General features: G+C 58.9%; 20 protein-coding genes. 11 read left to right on the top strand and 9 right to left on the bottom strand.

Annotation, left to right across the window (positions count from 1 at the left end):
- Positions 1–1,182 precede the first annotated feature (1,182 nt).
- The 3 genes from FBZ97_RS21390 (at position 1,183) to FBZ97_RS34500 (ending at position 1,963) form a co-directional block, all read left to right on the top strand.
- Positions 1,183–1,338 carry a DUF3309 family protein gene (locus FBZ97_RS21390; protein ID WP_075853478.1) on the top strand — a complete coding sequence of 52 codons (156 nt, stop codon included), beginning with the start codon at positions 1,183–1,185 and terminating at the stop codon, positions 1,336–1,338.
- A 45-nt stretch (positions 1,339–1,383) separates the two neighbouring features.
- Positions 1,384–1,638 carry a YMGG-like glycine zipper-containing protein gene (locus FBZ97_RS21385; RefSeq protein WP_113389778.1) on the top strand — a complete coding sequence of 85 codons (255 nt, stop codon included), beginning with the start codon at positions 1,384–1,386 and terminating at the stop codon, positions 1,636–1,638.
- Positions 1,639–1,789: 151 nt separating this feature from the next.
- Positions 1,790–1,963: a hypothetical protein gene (locus FBZ97_RS34500; RefSeq protein WP_176727992.1), complete on the top strand. Its 174-nt coding sequence runs from the start codon at positions 1,790–1,792 to the stop codon at positions 1,961–1,963.
- A 257-nt stretch (positions 1,964–2,220) separates the two neighbouring features.
- Here the strand turns inward: FBZ97_RS34500 and FBZ97_RS21380 are convergent, their stop codons facing one another.
- A complete protein-coding gene (locus tag FBZ97_RS21380) occupies positions 2,221–2,946 on the bottom strand; it encodes a beta-ketoacyl-ACP reductase (protein WP_069611533.1) in 726 nt (241 codons plus the stop codon).
- A gap of 161 nt (positions 2,947–3,107) precedes the next feature.
- Complete coding sequence (locus FBZ97_RS21375; RefSeq protein ID WP_112724156.1) at positions 3,108–4,289, bottom strand: acetyl-CoA C-acetyltransferase; 1,182 nt, start codon at positions 4,287–4,289, stop codon at positions 3,108–3,110.
- A 241-nt stretch (positions 4,290–4,530) separates the two neighbouring features.
- On the opposite strand from FBZ97_RS21375, the gene phaR reads away from it, so the two are divergent.
- Positions 4,531–5,103 (top strand): polyhydroxyalkanoate synthesis repressor PhaR, encoded by a 573-nt coding sequence (phaR, locus tag FBZ97_RS21370; protein WP_069611531.1) that lies wholly within the window; start codon positions 4,531–4,533, stop codon positions 5,101–5,103.
- Positions 5,104–5,455: 352 nt separating this feature from the next.
- Here phaR and rpmF read toward each other — a convergent pair whose 3' ends face one another.
- From rpmF to mtgA, 3 genes are all read right to left on the bottom strand, one after another.
- Positions 5,456–5,641: a 50S ribosomal protein L32 gene (gene rpmF, locus FBZ97_RS21365; RefSeq protein WP_003543812.1), complete on the bottom strand. Its 186-nt coding sequence runs from the start codon at positions 5,639–5,641 to the stop codon at positions 5,456–5,458.
- Between the two features lie 172 nt (positions 5,642–5,813).
- Positions 5,814–6,461: a glutathione S-transferase family protein gene (locus FBZ97_RS21360; protein ID WP_113352896.1), complete on the bottom strand. Its 648-nt coding sequence runs from the start codon at positions 6,459–6,461 to the stop codon at positions 5,814–5,816.
- Positions 6,462–6,589: 128 nt separating this feature from the next.
- A complete protein-coding gene (gene mtgA, locus FBZ97_RS21355; RefSeq protein WP_113331596.1) occupies positions 6,590–7,300 on the bottom strand; it encodes a monofunctional biosynthetic peptidoglycan transglycosylase in 711 nt (236 codons plus the stop codon).
- A gap of 216 nt (positions 7,301–7,516) precedes the next feature.
- Between mtgA and FBZ97_RS21350 the strand changes: the two genes are divergently transcribed.
- Both FBZ97_RS21350 and FBZ97_RS21345 read left to right on the top strand, forming a co-directional pair.
- Entirely contained in the window at positions 7,517–8,431 is a 915-nt protein-coding gene (locus FBZ97_RS21350) for a polyprenyl synthetase family protein (RefSeq protein ID WP_145321902.1), read from the top strand.
- Between the two features lie 233 nt (positions 8,432–8,664).
- Positions 8,665–9,306, top strand: a complete 642-nt coding sequence (locus FBZ97_RS21345; protein ID WP_113352728.1) for a LysE family translocator — start codon at positions 8,665–8,667, stop codon at positions 9,304–9,306.
- A 24-nt stretch (positions 9,307–9,330) separates the two neighbouring features.
- Here the strand turns inward: FBZ97_RS21345 and ispG are convergent, their stop codons facing one another.
- Positions 9,331–10,584 (bottom strand): flavodoxin-dependent (E)-4-hydroxy-3-methylbut-2-enyl-diphosphate synthase, encoded by a 1,254-nt coding sequence (gene ispG / locus FBZ97_RS21340; protein WP_113331449.1) that lies wholly within the window; start codon positions 10,582–10,584, stop codon positions 9,331–9,333.
- Positions 10,585–10,711: 127 nt separating this feature from the next.
- Positions 10,712–11,911, bottom strand: coding sequence for an MFS transporter (locus FBZ97_RS21335; RefSeq protein WP_113501592.1), 1,200 nt, complete (start codon positions 11,909–11,911; stop codon positions 10,712–10,714).
- Between the two features lie 253 nt (positions 11,912–12,164).
- On the opposite strand from FBZ97_RS21335, the gene FBZ97_RS21330 reads away from it, so the two are divergent.
- Complete coding sequence (locus tag FBZ97_RS21330; protein ID WP_113331445.1) at positions 12,165–13,037, top strand: DMT family transporter; 873 nt, start codon at positions 12,165–12,167, stop codon at positions 13,035–13,037.
- Between the two features lie 31 nt (positions 13,038–13,068).
- Here FBZ97_RS21330 and FBZ97_RS21325 read toward each other — a convergent pair whose 3' ends face one another.
- Both FBZ97_RS21325 and FBZ97_RS21320 read right to left on the bottom strand, forming a co-directional pair.
- The gene (locus tag FBZ97_RS21325; RefSeq protein ID WP_186449530.1) at positions 13,069–14,142 is read right to left on the bottom strand and encodes an acyltransferase; all 1,074 of its coding nucleotides are present in this window, start codon (positions 14,140–14,142) and stop codon (positions 13,069–13,071) included.
- Positions 14,135–15,202 carry an SGNH/GDSL hydrolase family protein gene (locus tag FBZ97_RS21320; RefSeq protein WP_113395670.1) on the bottom strand — a complete coding sequence of 356 codons (1,068 nt, stop codon included), beginning with the start codon at positions 15,200–15,202 and terminating at the stop codon, positions 14,135–14,137. The genes FBZ97_RS21325 and FBZ97_RS21320 overlap by 8 nt, the downstream gene beginning before the upstream one ends.
- Before the next feature lie 426 nt (positions 15,203–15,628).
- Between FBZ97_RS21320 and FBZ97_RS21315 the strand changes: the two genes are divergently transcribed.
- The 4 genes from FBZ97_RS21315 to FBZ97_RS21295 all read left to right on the top strand — a co-directional run bounded on the left by FBZ97_RS21315 (position 15,629) and on the right by FBZ97_RS21295 (position 19,462).
- Positions 15,629–16,402 (top strand): amino acid ABC transporter substrate-binding protein, encoded by a 774-nt coding sequence (locus FBZ97_RS21315; protein WP_113389774.1) that lies wholly within the window; start codon positions 15,629–15,631, stop codon positions 16,400–16,402.
- An 84-nt stretch (positions 16,403–16,486) separates the two neighbouring features.
- Entirely contained in the window at positions 16,487–17,167 is a 681-nt protein-coding gene (locus FBZ97_RS21310; RefSeq protein WP_015341657.1) for an amino acid ABC transporter permease, read from the top strand.
- Positions 17,164–17,925, top strand: a complete 762-nt coding sequence (locus tag FBZ97_RS21305) for an amino acid ABC transporter ATP-binding protein (RefSeq protein WP_113389773.1) — start codon at positions 17,164–17,166, stop codon at positions 17,923–17,925. Before FBZ97_RS21310 ends, FBZ97_RS21305 begins: the two co-directional genes overlap by 4 nt.
- Before the next feature lie 292 nt (positions 17,926–18,217).
- Entirely contained in the window at positions 18,218–19,462 is a 1,245-nt protein-coding gene (locus tag FBZ97_RS21295) for a multidrug effflux MFS transporter (protein ID WP_145321897.1), read from the top strand.

Below are 19,462 nucleotides of genomic sequence, written 5' to 3'. Positions count from 1 at the left end.
ACAAAGGCAAGACCCGAATGAAAAAACAGATACGACAACAACCGATTTCATATTTGATCGCCTCAACCATAAGCTACATTTCGGCTGCATCCCATGCGAGTCCCGGCGATTCCGGAACAGCTTGAGAACGAATCGGAGACGAATCGCTGACTCCACTGCGTTCCTTATTTGTTCACGACTACATATGGATTTCAATGAAAAGATTCACACCAAATGCTGAATCTTGTTTACGCAACTTTTCCAGCGCAAAAGGAGTCAAGCGGAGAATGCCCAGCCAGCGAAATTTCCGATCGCATTATGGTTAATGGTCTGTAAATAATGAAGTTTCGCGTGAATCAAAGGATCGCGTTAACATCCGGGCCAAAGCCGGAACGAATCGGAGACGAATCGCAGATTCCAGGCGGTTCCGTTTCTGTTCTCCACAATATTTAGTGTTTCCCGGCCGCGGACATACCGGACTCTGAATGGTTGAGACCCGAATTCCGGCCGAATCTGCGATTGTGATTAACCTTTTAACGAGCGCAGCTATAACGAATCAGCAAATACACGCAATAGCTGCAGCCATTAACACATCGATCAAAGCCGGAACGAATCGGTGACGAATCGCGGATAGAGGCAGGTATCGTATTCGTTCACGGCTACATATTGTATTTCGTCGGAACAGCATCGCGAAATAGCACTGCCATGAATAGACGAGCCTCCCACAAACCTGCAGCAAATTAACCAATCGGCCGGCGAAAGCACCATCTATGCGGTTCACCTGGGCTCCACTTCGCCCTTCCGGCACCTTGATGGCGTACCTGGAGGAGGCTCGCGGTTAGCCCAAGTCCAAATAGAGAACGAATCGCCGACGAATCACAGACATCGGGCCTTTCCCGTTTCGTTCACCACAAGCCATTGTATTTTAATCATATTTTAACCATACAAACGGATCTCCCATCGCTCCGGCGACGGCGATATGACGTTGCCGCACTAACGTTTCCCTAAGGCCCAGGCTCCCGCCTACTCGCATTTTTATTTCTTAGCCGGAACAATTATCGAGCACGCAAGTTTATCTGCACAGAATTGCGGAACTCAGCCTGTTCCTGGATACGGATTTGAGCTGAAGCGCTGGAAGGATAACGTCGGATCGGAAGCGATATTGGCGGGACATTCAAGCGATCGACATGGAGGAGACACATCATGCTTGGTACGGTATTGCTTGTGATACTGATTCTGCTGCTGATCGGCGCACTACCCAGCTGGGGTTACAGCCGGGCGTGGGGGTATGGCCCATCGGGTGGTCTCGGGCTTGTTCTCGTCATTGTCCTTATTCTGTTATTGATGGGACGGATTTGATCCGCGGTTTGTTGTTCAAACCTCGCAACACTAGGGAGCTACACCATGAAGAAGATCATCCTCGCGATCGCCGTCCTCGGCGCATTGGCATCGTGCACGTCTACGGAAAAAGGCACGGCCATCGGAGCCGGTACCGGCGCGCTGATTGGCGGCGTAGCCACGCATAGCTGGGGTGGCGCCGCTGTCGGCGCAGTCGCTGGCGGTGTGGTCGGCAACCTCATCGGACGCTCGGAAGATCGTCGCGGATATTGCATCTACCGCGATCGGTATGGTCACCGTTACGAAGCTCGCTGCCGCTAAAGCCAGCATCGGCTGACCGATCACCCTTGATGGCCGGCCGGTCAGACCCGCTCTGGAACAAACTCACGGAACAACCGTTCCCTCAGGAAAATCGTCTTCCCGCGACATGAACCGCGGGAAGGTAGCAGTGTTTTGAGAAAGGAACCGCATCATGGCCGCAATCATCGCAAGCATTGCAGCACTGGTGCTCATCGGCACGACTTTCTACGCCCTCGCCAGCGCGGCAAGAGCACGCGGCAAGGAAAAGCAGCAGGTCGCACTTGAAGCCGTCGTTCTAGAATTCAAGCCACGGCAGCGACAGCAAGCAAATTCAAACCGGGGATGATTGCACGCCGGGACTGGGAACTCTTAATCCGCCCCTAGAGCCAGATGATTTTAGGTCGAGTCGGCCTAAAATCTGAATCCACTCTGGAATCTGAGAAGTAGGCGTGATGTCGTCCGAAAATCCCCTGATACTTTTCGGCATCTGGCTCCAAAACGGCCTGAAGCGGCTCAGCCTCCCGCAAGAGTTCCAAGCCGCTCCAATCTCATTGCCTTTACGCAGCTTCGCGCGGGAAAGCCCTGCGCTTCTTCTGGAATTGCTTATACGAAGAGCTGGCCGCCATTGGCAGATATGGTCGATCCCGTGATGAAACCGGCATCGTCGCTGGCGAGGAAAACCGCGATACGGGCGATTTCCTCAGGCTCGCCGAGGCGCCCAACGGGGATCTGCGGGATGATGCGCTCGTTCAGCACTTTCTCCGGCACCGCCAGCACCATCTCAGTACCGATATAGCCAGGGCAAATCGCGTTCACGGTAATGTTCTTGGCGGCCCCTTCTTGGGCAAGCGCCTTGGTGAAGCCGAGATCCCCTGCCTTGGCGGCGGAATAGTTCGCCTGGCCCATCTGCCCCTTCTGGCCGTTGATCGAAGAGATATTGATGACGCGGCCGAAGCTGCGGTCGCGCATGCCCTGCCAGACCTGATGCGTCATGTTGAAGAGGCCGGTGAGATTGGTGTTGATGACCTCATGCCACTGCTGCGGCGTCATCTTATGGAACATGGCGTCACGGGTGATGCCGGCATTGTTGACCAGGATGTCGACATGGCCCAGATCGTGCTCGACCTTGGCAATTCCCTTGCCGCACGCCTCATAGTCGGTGACATCCCATTTGTGGACCGAGATACCCGTCACATCGTGGAAAGCCCGGGCCTTCTCGTCATTGCCGGCATAGGTTGCCGCCACCTTGTAACCCGCATTGTGCAGCGCCATCGAAATGGCGGCTCCGATGCCGCGCGTACCGCCGGTTACCAATGCCACTCTGCTCATGTGCCACTCCCCTTTTTGTTGCGGAGGCGGGACGCCCGAAGCTCGGGTAGCCCGCTCCGCTTTCACCACTTCTTCTGGAAATACCCTTCAAGACGCCTCAGAGCATGGTGCCGAAAATGTCCCGCGGTTTTCGGACGACATCTTGCTCTACTTTTTTGATTTTAAAGCGCTTCGAAGCACATGGCGACGCCCATGCCGCCGCCGATGCACAGCGTGGCAAGCCCCTTGCGGGCGCCGCGGCGCTTCATTTCGAACAGCAGCGTATTGAGGACGCGTGCGCCCGAGGCGCCGATCGGGTGGCCGATGGCGATCGCGCCGCCATTGACGTTGACAATCGACGTATCCCAGCCGAGGTCCTTGTTGACGGCGCAGGCCTGGGCGGCAAACGCCTCGTTGGCCTCGACAAGATCAAGGTCGTTGACCGACCAACCGGCCTTCTCCAACGCCTTGCGGGAGGCCGGGATCGGCCCGGTCCCCATAATCTGCGGGTCGACACCGGCTGTCGCCCAGGAGACGATGCGGGCCAGCGGCTGGATACCGCGGCGCGAGGCTTCCGCCTCGGTCATCAGCACGGCCGCTGCGGCGCCGTCGTTGAGACCGGAAGCATTGCCAGCGGTGACGGAACCCTCTTTGTCGAAGGCCGGGCGCAGCTTCGCCATGGCCTCCATCGTCGCGCCATGGCGGATATACTCATCGGCATCGACCGTGACGTCGCCCTTGCGCGTCTGGATCGTGAAAGGGACGATCTCGTCCTTGAAGCGGCCGGCCTTCTGCGCAGCTTCGGCCTTGTTCTGCGAGGCAACGGCGAACTGATCCTGCTCATCGCGGGAAAGCTGCCATTGGCGGGCGATATTTTCCGCCGTAATGCCCATGTGATAGCCGTAGAAGGCGTCCGTCAGGCCATCCTTGATCATGGTATCGATCATTTTCATGTCGCCCATCTTGGTGCCGGAGCGCAGGTTCGCGGCATGCGGCGCCATCGACATGGATTCCTGGCCGCCAGCGACGATAATCTTCGCGTCACCCGTTGCAATCTGCTGCAGGCCGAGCGCCACGGCACGCAGGCCGGAACCGCAAAGCTGGTTCACGCCCCATGCGGTCGCTTCCTGCGGAATGCCGGCTTTCATCGCGGCCTGACGGGCCGGGTTTTGTCCTTCGCCAGCCTGAAGTACCTGGCCGAGGATCACTTCGTCGACTTCCTTGGCATCGACACCGGCGCGCTCCAGCGCACCCTTGATCGCGGCCGCGCCAAGTTCATGCGCCGGAACGGTCGCGAAAGCACCGTTGAACGAACCGACAGCGGTGCGGGCAGCGCTGGCGACGACGATGGATGAACTGCTCATGGAAGCCTCCTCACAGAATGGACACGTATATGAGGCGAAACTGTCAAAGCTTTGCTTCTGAGTCAAACAGCAAGAATTTTCATCGTGCGGATTTCACGAAGCTGTCACCGCGTTCAAAAAATCCAATCAAAGGAAAGGCCTTGCCGCATCGCACAAACCGATTGTCACCAAGCTTCTTTTGCGTCTACACTCCGGAGTGGAGGAATATTCCATACAATCAGACGGGGCCAGGAGACTGATAATGGCAAAAAATGAGGGCCAGATCGTAATCAAGAAATATGCCAATCGCCGCCTATACAATACCGGCACCAGCACCTATGTGACGCTGGACGACCTGGCGGAGATGGTGAAGAAGGGCGAGGAATTCATCGTCCAGGACGCCAAGAGCGGTGAAGATATTACGCATTCGGTCCTGACACAGATCATTTTTGAACAGGAATCGAAGACCGGCAACACGCTACTGCCGATTTCCTTCCTCCGGCAGCTGATCGGCTATTACGGCGACCAGATGCAGATGGTGGTGCCGAGCTTCCTCGAGCACTCGATGCGCGCGTTTACCGAGCAGCAGACGCAGATGCGCGAGCAGATCAATCGCGCATTCGGCGAAACGCCGCTCGGCAAGAACCTGCAATTGCCCATGCAGATGGTCGAGGAACAGGTCCGCCGCAACACCGAAATGTTCCAGCAGGCCATGCAGATGTTCTCGCCCTTCATGAAGCCGCCGGCCAAGGAAAGCCGCAAGGCCGAAGCCAAGGACATCGACGAATTGAAGGAACAGCTCCGCGCCATGCAGAACAAGCTGGATAGCCTTTGATGCATGGCAACGCGCTCGTGAATTCTTGGAGAGTTTTACCCCCTGCGTCACTGACGTGACATCTCCCCCACAAGTGGGGAGATTGGTAACTTGCTGAATCCTCGCGCCTCAAGCGGATATCGAATCCGCGGAACTGCAGTTATCGGTTTGGTGAGAGCGGGCAGCATGCTCCCGATAATCTCCCCCTTTTGGGGGAGATGTCCCGAAAGGGACAAAGGGGATATCAGAGCCGCACCATACCGCGAGGCGGCGTTTTTCCCCCCGTATAATCCACTTCAGCACCCCCCGATCAAAACCAAAAAGGCCGGCGAACCGCCAGCCTTTTCATCCATGCCATTAAGGCAGCGCTAGATTATGCGCTTTCCTTCGGCGTCAGAACCTGACGGCCGCGATACATGCCGGTCTTCAGGTCGATGTGGTGCGGACGACGCAGTTCGCCGGAGTTCTTGTCTTCGACGTAGGTCGGAGCCTTCAGGGCGTCAGCAGAGCGGCGCATACCGCGCTTGGACGGGCTCGTTTTTCTCTTCGGTACAGCCATTCTCGTTACTCCATGTACGGACGAAACATGTCCACGGCCAGCAAGGCGGCCGAAACAGACATGCATCAATTTCGGAAATTGGGCGGGCTTATACATGGCTTGCCGGGCTTTGACCAGTCCCAAATAGCATTTTTTGCCGGCCGCGCCAGATTCGCGGATATTCGAGGCCGAATCAGTCCTCATCCTCCGGCACGGTCCATGTTTCCTGCAATGCCGCTTCCTCCCATTTTTGCCAGGCAGGCAGCGCCTTCATAACAGCCATATAGTCCCGCGTATCCGCCGCAACCGCAATGTCGTACCGCTCTAAGCGGCTAACAACAGGGGCAAACATGGCATCCGCGCCGGAAAAGCTCCCGAACAGGAAAGGCCCACCTGAAACGGCTCTCGCCTCGCGCCAGATTGTTTCGATGCGCTCCACATCCGTCGTCACCGCATCTGGCAGCTCGCGGCGCGCGATCGGACGGCGCATGTTCATCGGGCAACTGTTACGCAGGGCACTGAAGCCCGAAATCATCTCCATGCTATAGGATCGCGCCAACGCACGCGCCTGGCGATCCCTCGGCAGAAGTCCGGCATCCGGGAAAAGCTCGGCCGCATATTCAATGATGGCGAAGGATTCCCATACCTTGAAACCACCGTGAACCAGCATCGGCACCTTGCCCGTCGGCGACACCTCACGAATGCGCGGATTTCCACCTGGAAAATCGAAAGGTATCAGCACCTCTTCAAAAGGAATGCCGCACCCTTCAAGAGCAAGCCACGGTCGAAACGACCAGGACGAATAGTTCTTGTTGCCGATATAGAGAGTGAGCTTGTCCACGATCATTGTTTCCTTTTCAGCGCCGGAATCCGAAGGGAAAGAATTATTTGAAATGATTCAAACCCGCCCTTACGTCACGGCCAAGGATGCCAGATGACGACAAGCCGATCGAACGACAAGTTCTGATATCAGTCATAAAGGCATTTGATATATGCGTCGGCATTGCGTGCGCGGCGCTGGATGAGCGAGGCGAGTTGGCTGAGGCCTCGTCCCGGCTTGCTTGCCACCCGATCGATCGGATTGGGAAGCGAGACGGCAAGAAGCGCCGCCTGACGTGCCGTAAGCTTGGAGGCCGGGACCTTGAAATGATAGCGTGCCGCCGCCTCGATGCCGTAAATGCCCGGTCCCCATTCGGCAACATTCAGATAGATTTCCATCATCCGGCGTTTCGACCACACGGCCGAGGCGGAGACCGCCAAAGGCAATTCCAGCGTCTTGCGCACGAAGGAGCGGCCGTTCCACAAAAACAGGTTCTTCACCGTCTGCATCGGGATCGTGCTGCCGCCGCGGGTGGATTTGCCGCTCAGCGTCTCCTCGACGAGAACCCGCATCTCCCCCCAATCGACGCCGCCGTGAAAGCAGAACTGACCGTCTTCCGAGACCATGACGGATTTCACCAGCACCGGCGCGATTTTCTCCAGCGGGACCCAGCGGCGGTCATATCCCTGAAAGGTGACGGCATCACCTATCATCAGGGTTGAGACAGGATGGATGAACGGCAGCAGGTAGAAGACGATGAAGACATAGGGGAGCAGCAAAAAGCCGATCAGGACGAGGACGATGCGCTGCCAGAACGGACGGTCCCTGAAGCGTGCCAACAGGGAGGAGCGTCGCGGCACCTCGGCTTCCTCCTCCTCACTGTCCGTCGATATGTCCAAATGCCTGACGTCCACGATCGCTCCATCCCGGCACGCCTTGATGTATCCGGGAAACGCTCTGATGCTGCATTCGTCATACCGTCTACGCAAAGCGATGACCAGAGTGCGACGCAATTCCCCCCCTGGCTGTTGACAATTCTCGTTGCCAGCAACCGCCTCTCATGCCAAACAGCGGCCATGGACAGCACCGATACCTCATTCGAACAACGCCTCAAGGTCAATGCCGGTAGGACCGAAGCACTGCTGACCCGGCTGCTGGCCGACACCAGCCTCCATGACGAGATCACCCGCCCCGACAGGCTGCTGAGCGCGATGCGCCACGGCGTACTGAACGGCGGCAAGCGGCTGCGGCCCTTCCTGGTCATGGAATCGGCGGCCCTTCTCGGCGGCGATGCCGAGGCGGCACTGAGGGTCGGTGCCGCACTCGAATGCGTGCACTGCTATTCCCTCGTCCATGACGACCTGCCCGCGATGGACGACGATGATCTGCGACGCGGCCAGCCGACGGTGCATATCGCCTTCGATTACGCGACCGCAATCCTGGCGGGCGACAGCCTGCTGACCTACGCTTTCGACATCATCGCCGCCCCCGAGACGGAGCTGCCGGCGGATCGGAAAATGGCGCTCGTGCTGGCGCTGTCGCGCGCAGCTGGCATCGGCGGCATGGCCGGCGGCCAGGCGCTTGATCTCGCGGCCGAGAAGGAAGCGCCCGACGAAAAGGGTATCACCACGCTGCAGGCGATGAAGACGGGCGCGCTGATCCGCTTTGCCTGCGAGGCCGGCGCCATCATCGCTGGTGCTTCGGTCGAAGACCGCAAGCGCCTGCGGATCTTCGGTGAAAAGATCGGCCTTGCCTTCCAGCTCGCAGACGATCTTCTCGACCTCACCGCCGATGCCGTCACCATGGGCAAGGCAACCGGCAAGGATGCCGCCCGTGGCAAGGGCACGCTGGTCGCTCTGCACGGGCAGGAATGGGCCGAAACGACGCTCGCGAGGCTGGTGAAGGAAGCGGCTGACCTGCTGTCTGGCTATGGCGACAAGGCAGGCATCCTGACGGAAACCGCCCGCTTCATCGCGAACCGCAAGAGCTGATTCCGAAATACCGTCAATTGTGTTGCATGAGGGTGAGCCAGCCGCTCGGCAGCGGCTAACGGCCCATGGCCACGTTCAGCCATGGCCATTCATTCAGCCATGAAATGTCACCATCACAAGAATCCATAACTGCGCCGGGTGATTTCGGCCGCAATCTATGACACAGTCCCGTTCCGTATTGGCCTTTAGACGCTGAATTCTCCGCGACGGCCGACATCCCCGGGAAATCTTCCATGCACGAAACCCTTGCCTATCTTCCGCAGATCCTGCCGGCCTATATCGCCTACATCATTGCCGTCGTTAGCCCTGGCCCCGCCATCATGGCCATCATCGGCACCTCGATGACCCATGGCCGCAAAGCCGGCATGACGATTTCGCTCGGGATTTTCGGGGGATCAATGACCTGGGCGATTGCCGCAGCGGCAGGCCTTGCGACGCTACTGCAGACCTATGCGATGGCGCTGGAAGTTCTGAAGATCTTCGGTGGCATCTATCTGCTCTATCTCGCTTACAAGGCATTCCGTGCCGTACGCGCCCATGGCGAGCTGCAAACAGCCAAGATGGAACAGAAGGCGCCTAGCTTCAAATCGCTGATCCTGCGTGGCTACGGCATCCACGTGACCAATCCCAAGGCGATCTTCGCATGGCTCGCCATCATCGCGCTCGGCATGCCGCAGGGCGCGCCCGCTTCCGTAGCGGTGCTGATCATCGTCGTCTGCGGCACGACGGGTTTTCTGGCGTTTATGGGCTATGCGATCCTATTTTCGACATCGCATGCGCTCAAAGTATATCGCAATGCCCGCCGCTGGATCGAGGGCGCCATGGCCGGCTTCTATTGCTTTGCCGGCATCAAGCTGCTGACGAGCAATATCTAATCAGCCTCGGCTTTAAGCGGCGGATCACTCCGCCGCGACGTTCTTCCGACCGAATCGCTTTTCGATGTAGTCGGTCACCAGTGCCTCGAAGTCCGAGGCGATGTTCGGGCCGCGCAGGGTCATGGCCTTTTGACCATCGATGAACACCGGCGCGGCCGGCGTCTCGCCGGTTCCGGGCAGCGAAATGCCGATGTCGGCATGCTTGCTTTCGCCCGGACCGTTGACGATGCAGCCCATGACAGCGACGTTCAGAGCTTCCACGCCCGGATATTTCTCGCGCCAGACCGGCATGTTCTTGCGGATATCGTTCTGGATGTTCTGCGCCAGTTCCTGGAAGACCGTCGACGTCGTTCGGCCGCAGCCGGGACATGCCGCAACCACGGGGATGAACTGACGGAAGCCCATGACCTGCAGCAGTTCCTGCGCCACCTGCACTTCACGGGTACGGTCGCCATTCGGTTCCGGCGTCAGCGAAACGCGGATCGTGTCGCCGATGCCATGCTGCAGCACATAGCCCATGGCGGCGGACGAGGCGACGATGCCCTTCGAGCCCATGCCGGCCTCGGTGAGCCCGAGATGCAGCGCATGGTCGGAACGCTCCGACAGCATGGAGTAGACGGCGATGAGATCCTGTACCTGACTGACCTTGGCCGAGAGGATGATGCGGTTGCGCGGGAGGCCGATATCTTCCGCGAGACTCGCCGAAATCAGCGCAGACTGTACGATGGTCTCGCGCGTCACTTGCCGGGCCGAGAGCGGCGAACCTTCCGCCGCATTCTTGTCCATCAGCGCGGTCAGAAGATCCTGATCGAGCGAGCCCCAATTGACGCCGATGCGCACCGGCTTGTCGTAGCGGATCGCCATCTCGATGATTTCGGCGAACTGCTTGTCCTTCTTGTCCTTGAAGCCGACATTGCCGGGATTGATGCGATATTTCGCCAGCGCCTCGGCGCAAGCCGGATGATCGGCGAGCAGCTTGTGGCCGATATAATGGAAATCGCCGATCAGCGGCACGTCCATGCCGAGGCGCAGCAGCCGCTCGCGGATCTTCGGCACGGCGGCAGCGCTTTCATCGCGATCGACGGTGATGCGCACGAGTTCCGAGCCGGCTTTGTAGAGGGCGGCGACCTGGGCGACGGTCGAATCGATATCTGCCGTGTCGGTATTGGTCATGGACTGCACGACGACGGGGGCACCGCCGCCAACGATCACGCCGCCGACATCGACGGCAACGGAGGAACGGCGCGGTTTCGGATCGAAATCGGTGGCGGACGACATGGAAAGCTCTCGCAGGCCTCGAAAATGGGTGTCTTTCAGGTGGATCACGCAGCGGTCGTTGTCAACCGCCACGACAATCTCTTTTGATCGGACTGACCTCAACCGTTACCGGGCAAAAGCGACGAAATTAGTGCTTGGCGTCCCCGATGCCGTCGGCGTAGCGCGCCAGCGATGACAATGCCAGCACCACAAGCAGCAGCACCGGTAGCGCCATCAGGACTGGCGAGAAGCCGACATGCTCGGCGGCAAAGCCTATCGCCGACGGCGCAACCAGCATACCGGAATAGCCGAGCGTCGTGACGACCGAAATGGCGATGCCCGGCTGCAGGCCCGGAATATTGCCGGCAGCCGAAAAGGCGATCGGCACCATGTTGGAAATGCCGATGCCGCAGAGCGCAAAGCCGAGAATGGCGATTTCCGCGTTCGACGCCAGCGCCGCCGCCAGCATGCCAACGATGGCGAAGACCGTGCAGACCCGCAGCGTCCTGACGGCCCCTAGCCAATCGCGGACGAAATCGCCGGCAAAACGCATGGTCGCCATGGTGGCGGAGAAAGCGGCGTAGCCGAAGCCGGAGAGCGCCACTGAGGCGCCCTTTTCCTGGCTGAGATAGAGCGCGCTCCAATCCAGAACCGCGCCTTCCGGTACCATGCAGAAGAGCGCGACGATGCCGAGCAGCCAGGGCAGCGGGATCATCGGCAGCTTTGCCTTCGGCTTGGCCTCATCATGATGCGGTTGATCGCCAAGCACCATAGGCCAGGCAATGGCGAGGAAAAGCACGGCGATCGCAGTCGAGGCTTCGGCATGGCCGAGAATGCCCCAGCGCGAAATCAGCAGCCCGCCGATCGCCGCGCCCAAAAGGCCGCCCAGGCTCCAGAAGGCATGGCAGGAGGACATGATCGCCCGGCGCATGGATTTTTCGACCGAGACGGCATTGGCATTCATGGCCACATCCATGGCGCCGATGAAACCGCCGAAGAGAAAAAGCGCGATCGCCGCCGTCCAGACATTCGGCGCCAGCGTCAGCGCCAGGATCATCGGCAGCAGCAGCACAGCAAAGGCCTGCACGACGACGCGCGAGCCGCGCACGGCGATCTGCGCGCCGGCGAGCGGCATCATGACGAGGGAGCCGACGCCGAAGATGAGGATCATCAGGCCGAGCTCGAATTTCGTCAGTTGCAGCCGCTCGGCGAATTCGGGAATTTTCGGTGCCCAGCATCCGACCATGAAGCCGTTCATGAGAAACATCAGCGACACCGCAGCACGTGATTTGGTGAAAAACGGGCTCCTACGCTCCTTCAAGCCCTCCATTCTCGTCCCGTTGTCCATGAAAATTCCTCCAAATTTGCGCCGCAGTCTATTTAAATCGATTAAAATCTCAACGATCGAAAAAGTCGAAGCGGTCACATTTCATCTCCGTCTGTTAAAGCGGAGGCAAAGACACCACAACCCGAATAAATCATTCACATGTGCACGCCATCGGCAAAATGTTTTATTGACGCCGAAAAAGTAGGCTCCTATCGGTTGAGACCTGAAAGATTCTTCGGTCGGCCCAAGCCGGGTCATCCTCTGGTGCATCCCCGTGAAAAACTCCATCGGCTATGGCATCCTGCTTACGGTGTTTGCCTACATGCTGTTCACCGCCCACGATTCGGCGGTGAAGCTGCTCGTCGCCTCCATTCCCGTCTGGCAGGTCCTGTTCATCCGAAGCTGCACCATTCTTGCCGGCTGCTTCGTCTTCGAAGGGCCTTCGCTCGTCCATAAGGTGGCGCGCTCGCCGATCATCAAGCCGATGATCGTGCGCAGCATCATCATCCTGATCGCCTGGATTTCCTATTATTCGGCGGCGTCCTATCTGCAGCTCGCCGAGGTAACGACGCTCTACTACGCCGCTCCGATCGTCGGCACGATTCTGGCAACCATCGTGCTGCGCGAAAAGGTCACCTTCGCCCGCTGGATGGCGGTCGGCGTCGGCTTTTGCGGCGTGGTGATCGCCTCCAATCCCGTGGGGCTGTCGATTTCCTGGCCGGTCTATCTGGCGCTGCAGGCCGCCGTCCTCTGGGCATGCGGCATGGTGCTCCTACGCAAGACGGCGCTGCACGAGAAGAGCCATATCCAGATGGCCGTCTCCAACATCATGTTCATCATCCTGACCGCCGGCATGGCGATCATCCACTGGCACACGCCGACGCCGCTCCAGATCGTCCTGCTCGCCTTGACCGGCATCATCGCCGGCGCCGGTCAGCTCGCCCTCTTCGAAGGCATGCGCCAGGCACCCGTCTCGGTGCTGGCACCGTTCGAATACACCTCCCTCGTCTGGGCCTTCCTGCTCGGCTACCTCATCTGGGGCGACATCCCCGGCGCCAACACCTTCATCGGCGCTATCCTAATCCTCAGCGCCGGCTTCATCATCATTATCAGCGAACGAATGAAGCGTCGAACGGCCGCGGCTTGATGGTCGCCGACCCGCAGCGAGACGCTGGGTTTTACCCCACCGGAGCGACAGTCGGCTCGATGGGTTTCGGCCGCCGCATCAGAAGAGCCTGCATCGGCCGCTCGAAGAACTTAAGAAGCACCACCGAGATCCCGATCGTGCAAAGCGTGACCAGCGCCAAACTTCCCGTCACAACGGCCAGGGAGAGGTGCTTGCCCAGCAATTTAACCGGAAGCTGAAACGTGTAGGGATGAACGAGATAGAGCGAGTAGGACGCATCTCCCAGCAGAACCAGAATGGCCCAAAGTTTCCCGGACGGCAGCCGCATGAGCAGGAAGCCCGAGACGAAGAGGACCGCAAAGAGACTTGAGGCAAAGAGACTGGGGCCGGCGAGTGTCACGATGAAGAAGTAAGCCCCGCATGCCAGGAGAACGAGCACAAAGGCGGCGACATTCGATCCGCTCCTGATGGCGCTGTAAGCCGAATATGCCTTGTGAAGCATCATGCCGAGAACGAATTCGATCAATATCGGATTTGTATAGAAACGCCATTCGATAGATCCCGCGGGCCAAATCGCATGCAGCGCGATCAGGAAGAAGATGGCTGCGGAGGCGAACCAGCTTGCCCTGGCGCCAAAGATCAGGCAGGCGCCGTAGATCAGGTAGAAAAACACCTCGTAACAAAGCGTCCAGCCCAGGAAAAGGATCGGTTGTACGGCGCCCCCGCTTTTCTGATAGGGGATGAAAAGTAGAGATTTGATGACCGTGTCGACGGTCACCACAGTCGAATTGAGCAGGTTGGGCTTCACGAGCGCGATCAAGACGATCACCAGCGTCAGCAACCAATAAAGCGGAACTATTCTTGCAACGCGCTTGCGTGCGAAATAGACAATTCCGCGTCCCGGATCGGAGGAATAACTGATGATGAAGCCGCTCAGAACGAAGAAAATGTCGACGCCGGCCGCACCCATGTCGAAATAATTGCGATCGACATGGTACTCGAGCACAAGGGTGCGTCCGAAATGAAAGAGAACAACGGAGAACGCGGCCACAAACCGAAGAAACTGGAGAGAGTCCAATTGTTTCGAGTTTGACCGCGGAATGGAAAGCACCTGCTCGTCAACCATGACGGCCTCGATCCGCTTTGATTGCTTGTTCCAACACATCCGCCATCGCCGCCTGGGTGCTGCGGCTTGGATGCCAGTTGCATCCAAAATCCTTCGGTTTGACGCGTAAATTCAGATATCGAAGGCGGTTTTCGCCTTTCGCGACGCTCGTCTGGACGACGGCCTTGATTGCTTTCTCGGCAGCATCGAAATCCTTCTGCGGCATCATCGGCCCGAGCGCGGCATAGAAATACGCTTTTGGAAACTGATATCTGAGCTTGGAGAGAAGCTTGGCATATTCCCCGCCGAAATCGTCGGGATTCTTGCCGTCCGAAAAATCGTTCGTCCCCAAATTGATGACGACCGTGGAAACGCGCTCGTCAGGAAGACCGGGCGCACCGCTTCTCAACAGCGTCCCATTGTCGATGACGTCAAGCATGGTTTTCGTGCCCTTGCGAGCACGCGAAAGGCCGATTCCCGAAACCGCGAGCGTCGTAAGCTCCATCCCAAGGCTACGCGCGGCGAGAGCGGCATATGTCAGATATTGATTTTCAGTTCCGGGAGTGAATTTGCATCCGGGACCGACACCCTCGACACCGTAGCCTGCAGTGATGGAGTCTCCTATTGCCACCATCTCTTCGGTCGATGCCTCCGCTGGAAGGAACGACCCGTCGGTTTCGGCCGAAACGAATGTGGTATCGCCAATCCATCCTTCGGTGCGGCGGGTCGCGCGAACGCTATGGACGCCTTGCTGCAAGCCATCGGCAAGCTGATATCGGTGTTGCCCCGTCTGCAGATCAAGGCGCTGGGGAACACCGTCCAATTCGATCTCCAGGCTGTTTTGCCCGGTATCAAAGAGGGTAGCCGAGAGCGAAGTGCCTTCGAAACGCAGCGCAAAACCGCTGCCGGGCCAGCCAAAAGCCGCATCGTTGGCCGCAACGCGGCCGACCCATTTCGACGGCCGCTCGGTCATTTCCGCCGCAAAGGTCGGCATGAATGTTGACACGCTCAGAAGAATTGACGCAGCCACGACGTGAAGCTCACGAACCGGCCAAGGCCGCCAGCGCGCAATGATGGACAATTCGTCACCTCTTCGGGCTGTGTCAGATCAATTCCTGCACTGCAATTCCTAATAGAAACGCATTTTGATCGCCGCCCGCGTCTCCCGGCAAACCGACTGGAGACATTGATAGCGCGCATGCCCTGCATGAATCATGCCGCACCAAAGACACAACCAGATGCTGCAATAGGCAACATTGAGAAAGATGGAGCAACATTGGGAAAGGTAGGGCGACATCGAGAATTGTCACTATGCTGCACTGCCACATTGGTCAGCAATTATCGATCGAGATGGAAGCCTCGCCTCGCTCGATGGCTCGATCCGCGTTCTTTGAGAAAAATATTCGCAATTGCCCATTTATCTCGCAGTTTTTTACGCTTTCGCGATGCAATTTTTCTGCGATGTATGCGACATTGAATGAAACCGCTCCAGAAACGGAAGAGAACGATGAACTGGTTGAAGACTGTTGCCGCCGCCGCCCTCGTGCAGGCTGCGTTCCTGCTCCCCGCCCATGCCGGCGAAAACCTCAAGGCGATCCAGTCGGCCGGCGTATTCAAGGTCGGCACGGAAGGCACCTATGCGCCCTTCACCTTTCATGACGAGAGCGGCAAGCTGACCGGCTTCGATGTCGAGATCGCCGAGGCGATTGCCGCCAAGCTCGGCGTCAAGGTGCAGTTCCTGGAAGGCAAGTGGGATGGCCTGATCGCCGGTCTCGATGCCAACCGCTACGACGCCGTCATCAACGAAGTCGGCGTCACCGAAGCGCGCAAGAAGAAGTATGACTTCTCCGAGCCCTATATCGCTTCCAAGGCCGTGCTGATCGTCAAGGACAGCAATACCGATATCAAGGATTTCGCCGATCTCAAGGGTAAGAAAGCCGCACAGTCGCTGACCAGCAACTTCGGCAAGCTCGCAACCGAATCCGGCGCCGAACTCGTCGGTACCGACGGTTTCGACCAGTCGATCCAGCTCGTGCTGACCGGCCGCGCCGACGCCACGATCAACGACAGCCTTTCCTTCCTCGATTTCAAGAAGCACAAGCCCGACGCGCCGGTGAAGATCGTCGCCCAGCAGGCCAATGCCGATTTCTCCGCCGTCATCATCCGCAAGGGCGAGCCGGAGCTGCTTGCTGCGATCAACAAGGCGCTGGCCGATATCAAGGCTGACGGCACCTATGACAAGATCTCCAAAAAATACTTCGGACAGGACGTTTCGAAGTAAGGGGAATAGGCAGAAACGCCAAATTGTGAAAAAGATGCGTCCGGGGTCACCTCCGGACGCATTCTGTTATCGAAAGGCTTCTCCTTGGAGCATTGGCTGCAACTGATGTGGGAGTCACTGGGCACGCTGCTTTGGGCGGGGCTCGTCTTCACCATCCCGCTCACCTTGATAACCTTCGTGCTTGGCCTTCTGCTCGGCTTGCTCACCGCCGTCGTCAGGCTGTTTGCCCCGGCGCCGTTCGTCGCCATCGCCCGCTTCTATGTCTGGGTGATCCGCGGCACGCCGCTTCTGGTGCAGCTCTTCGTCATTTTCTACGGCCTGCCGAGCCTCGGCATCCTGCTCGACGCTTTTCCGGCAGCCATCATCGGCTTTACGCTGAGCGTCGGGGCCTATACGTCCGAGATCATCCGCGCCGTCATTTCCTCTGTGCCAAAGGGCCAGTGGGAAGCCGCCTATTCGATCGGCATGAACTGGCGCCAAGCCATGAGCCGCACCATCCTCCCCCAGGCAGCCCGCGTCGCCGTGCCGCCGCTGTCGAACACCTTCATTTCGCTGGTCAAGGATACATCGCTTGCCGCAGCCATCACCGTGCCGGAGCTGTTTCAGGCCGCGCAGCGCATCGTCGCAACGACCTATGAGCCGCTGATCCTCTATATCGAGGCCGCCATCATCTATCTCGTGCTCAGCACCTTTCTTTCGACGCTGCAGGGCTACCTCGAACGCCGCTTCGCCCGCTCTGGCGGCACGCTGGAGGCACAGGCATGATCGAGCTTTCGCATATCGAAAAGCGCTTCGGCGACATTGTCATCCTCAAGGATATCAGCCTGTTGATCCCCGAGGGAACGGTGACGGCGCTTGTGGGACCTTCGGGCGGCGGCAAAAGCACGCTGCTTCGCTGCATCAACCTTTTGGAAATCCCGACCGCCGGAACGATCCGCATCGGCGAGGAGACGGCTACCTTCCAGCCGGGTAAGAAGCCGTCCTGGCAGGATATCCAGAAGATCCGCCGCCAGACGGGCATGGTCTTCCAGAATTTCCAGCTCTTTCCGCATCAGACCGCAATCCAGAACGTCATGGAGGGCCTGACGACCGTGCTGCGCTGGCCTCAGGACAAGGCCCGCGCCCGCGCCGTCGAGCTTCTGACCAAGGTCGGCATGGCACACAAGATCGATGCCTGGCCCTCGACGCTCTCGGGCGGCCAGCAGCAGCGTGTCGCCATCGCCCGGGCGCTCGCCCCCTCGCCGCGCGTGCTGCTCTGCGACGAACCGACCTCGGCGCTCGATCCGGAACTGGCGGCCGAAGTGGTCGACGTGCTGGGCAAGCTCGCCAACGAAGGCACGACCATGGTCATGGCGACGCACGACCTGCGCCTCGCCTCGAAGATCGCCAACAACGTCGTGTTCCTGGAAGCAGGCAACATCGTCGAGACAGGCTCTTCTCGCAACATCTTCTCCAATCCGGCACAGGAGCGGACGAAGCAATTCATCTCGACACTGAATTCCGGGCTCAGCTACGATATTTGAGCCGCATCTGAGCCGCATCTGAGCCGCCGGCTGAGGTTAAAACGGGGCTCGTCGCTATTGGACAAAGCCGCGCATTGACGCTTGGCCGCTTTGCGGCTAGCTCTAATGCCATGAACACGGCACTCGTTCTCGTAGTGGTAGGAAGGCGCATGGGCAGGATGGTGTAACCATCCGGCGAAAGCACCCATGCGCGGTAAGCAGGCTCCTGACGGGGCCTTTTTTTATTGCCTGAAATCCGGGCCGCACCCCGTCAGATTCCCCTCGACTTCCCATTCACACGACGGACAAGGCCATGACGCGCACCGAAAGCCGCATCGATCATCCATCCAAGCAACCAACCGACGACACGGCGACCGAAAGAGCCGCCGCACCGCCGCGGCTGATAACCCTCATCCTGCTCTCGGCACTTGCCGTGCTGCCTGTTAACATGATCCTGCCGTCGCTGCCGAAGATCGCAGCGGCACTCCATGCCGATTTCGCTCTCGTGAATCTATCGGTTGCCGGCTTTTCGATTGTCACCGCGGCCCTTGAGGCGGTCGGGGGCGCGATATCCGACCGGTTCGGCCGTCGGCCTGTCGTCTTGACGGCGCTCTCGATCTTCATCATCGCTTCGATTGGCTGCGTTCTCGCGCCGAATATCGACATCTTCCTGCTATGCCGCATGATGCAGGCCTGTATCGGACCGTGTTATTCGGTCGCCCTCGTCATCATCAAGGAAACATCAGACGAGCGCCAGGCTGCCAGCAAGTTCGGCTATCTCGCCATGGGATGGGCATTGGCGCCCATGGTCGGCCCCTTGTTCGGCGGATCTTTGGACGAGCTTTTCGGCTGGCGGGCAAGCTTCATCGTCCTTGCGATCTTCGGCATTGCCGCCCTCTTTCTGTCCCTGCATGAACTGAAGGGATCGAAAGCGCCGGCGTCAGCCGCGCGCAGAAACTATCTTGCCTCCTATGCCCTGCTTTTGCGTTCGGCTCGGTTCTGGGCCTATACGCTCTGCATGGCGTGCTCGATGGGCGTGCTCTACATTTTTCTCGGCGGAGCGCCGCTGACGATAGGCGATGCGCTCGGCGGTTCGAGCGCCAAGCTTGGCTTCTACATGGGCCTCGTTCCGGCCGGCTTCATTCTCGGCAGCTATGTGGCTGGCCGCCATGGCGCAAGAATCCCGCTCGGCACGATCCTCGTCATCGCGCGGTTACTGACCTGCATTGGTCTGTCAATCGGGCTTGCCTTGTCGCTATCGGGCATGGTTGAGGTTCTGGCACTCTTCGGCCCCTGCATCTTCATCGGCATCGGCAACGGCCTCACCATGCCGGCCGCCAATAGCGGCGCCATGTCGGTCAGGTCGGATATGGTCGGCACAGCCGCAGGCCTCGCCGCTGCCATGCGGATTGCTGGCGGCGCGCTCATCGGCTCGATCGGCGGTCTGTTCATTGCACGATCGCCAACGATACATGCGCTCTTCGCCCTGATGCTGGCATCCGCGGTACTCGCGCTAGTGGCTGCAGTCTGGGCTGCCTTGATCGAAAAACGGAGGTAG

The sequence above is a fragment of the Rhizobium sp. ERR 942 genome (genome assembly GCF_007828395.1).
GTDB classification, from domain to species: domain Bacteria; phylum Pseudomonadota; class Alphaproteobacteria; order Rhizobiales; family Rhizobiaceae; genus Rhizobium; species Rhizobium dioscoreae.
This window is presented reverse-complemented; position numbering and strand designations above follow the sequence as displayed.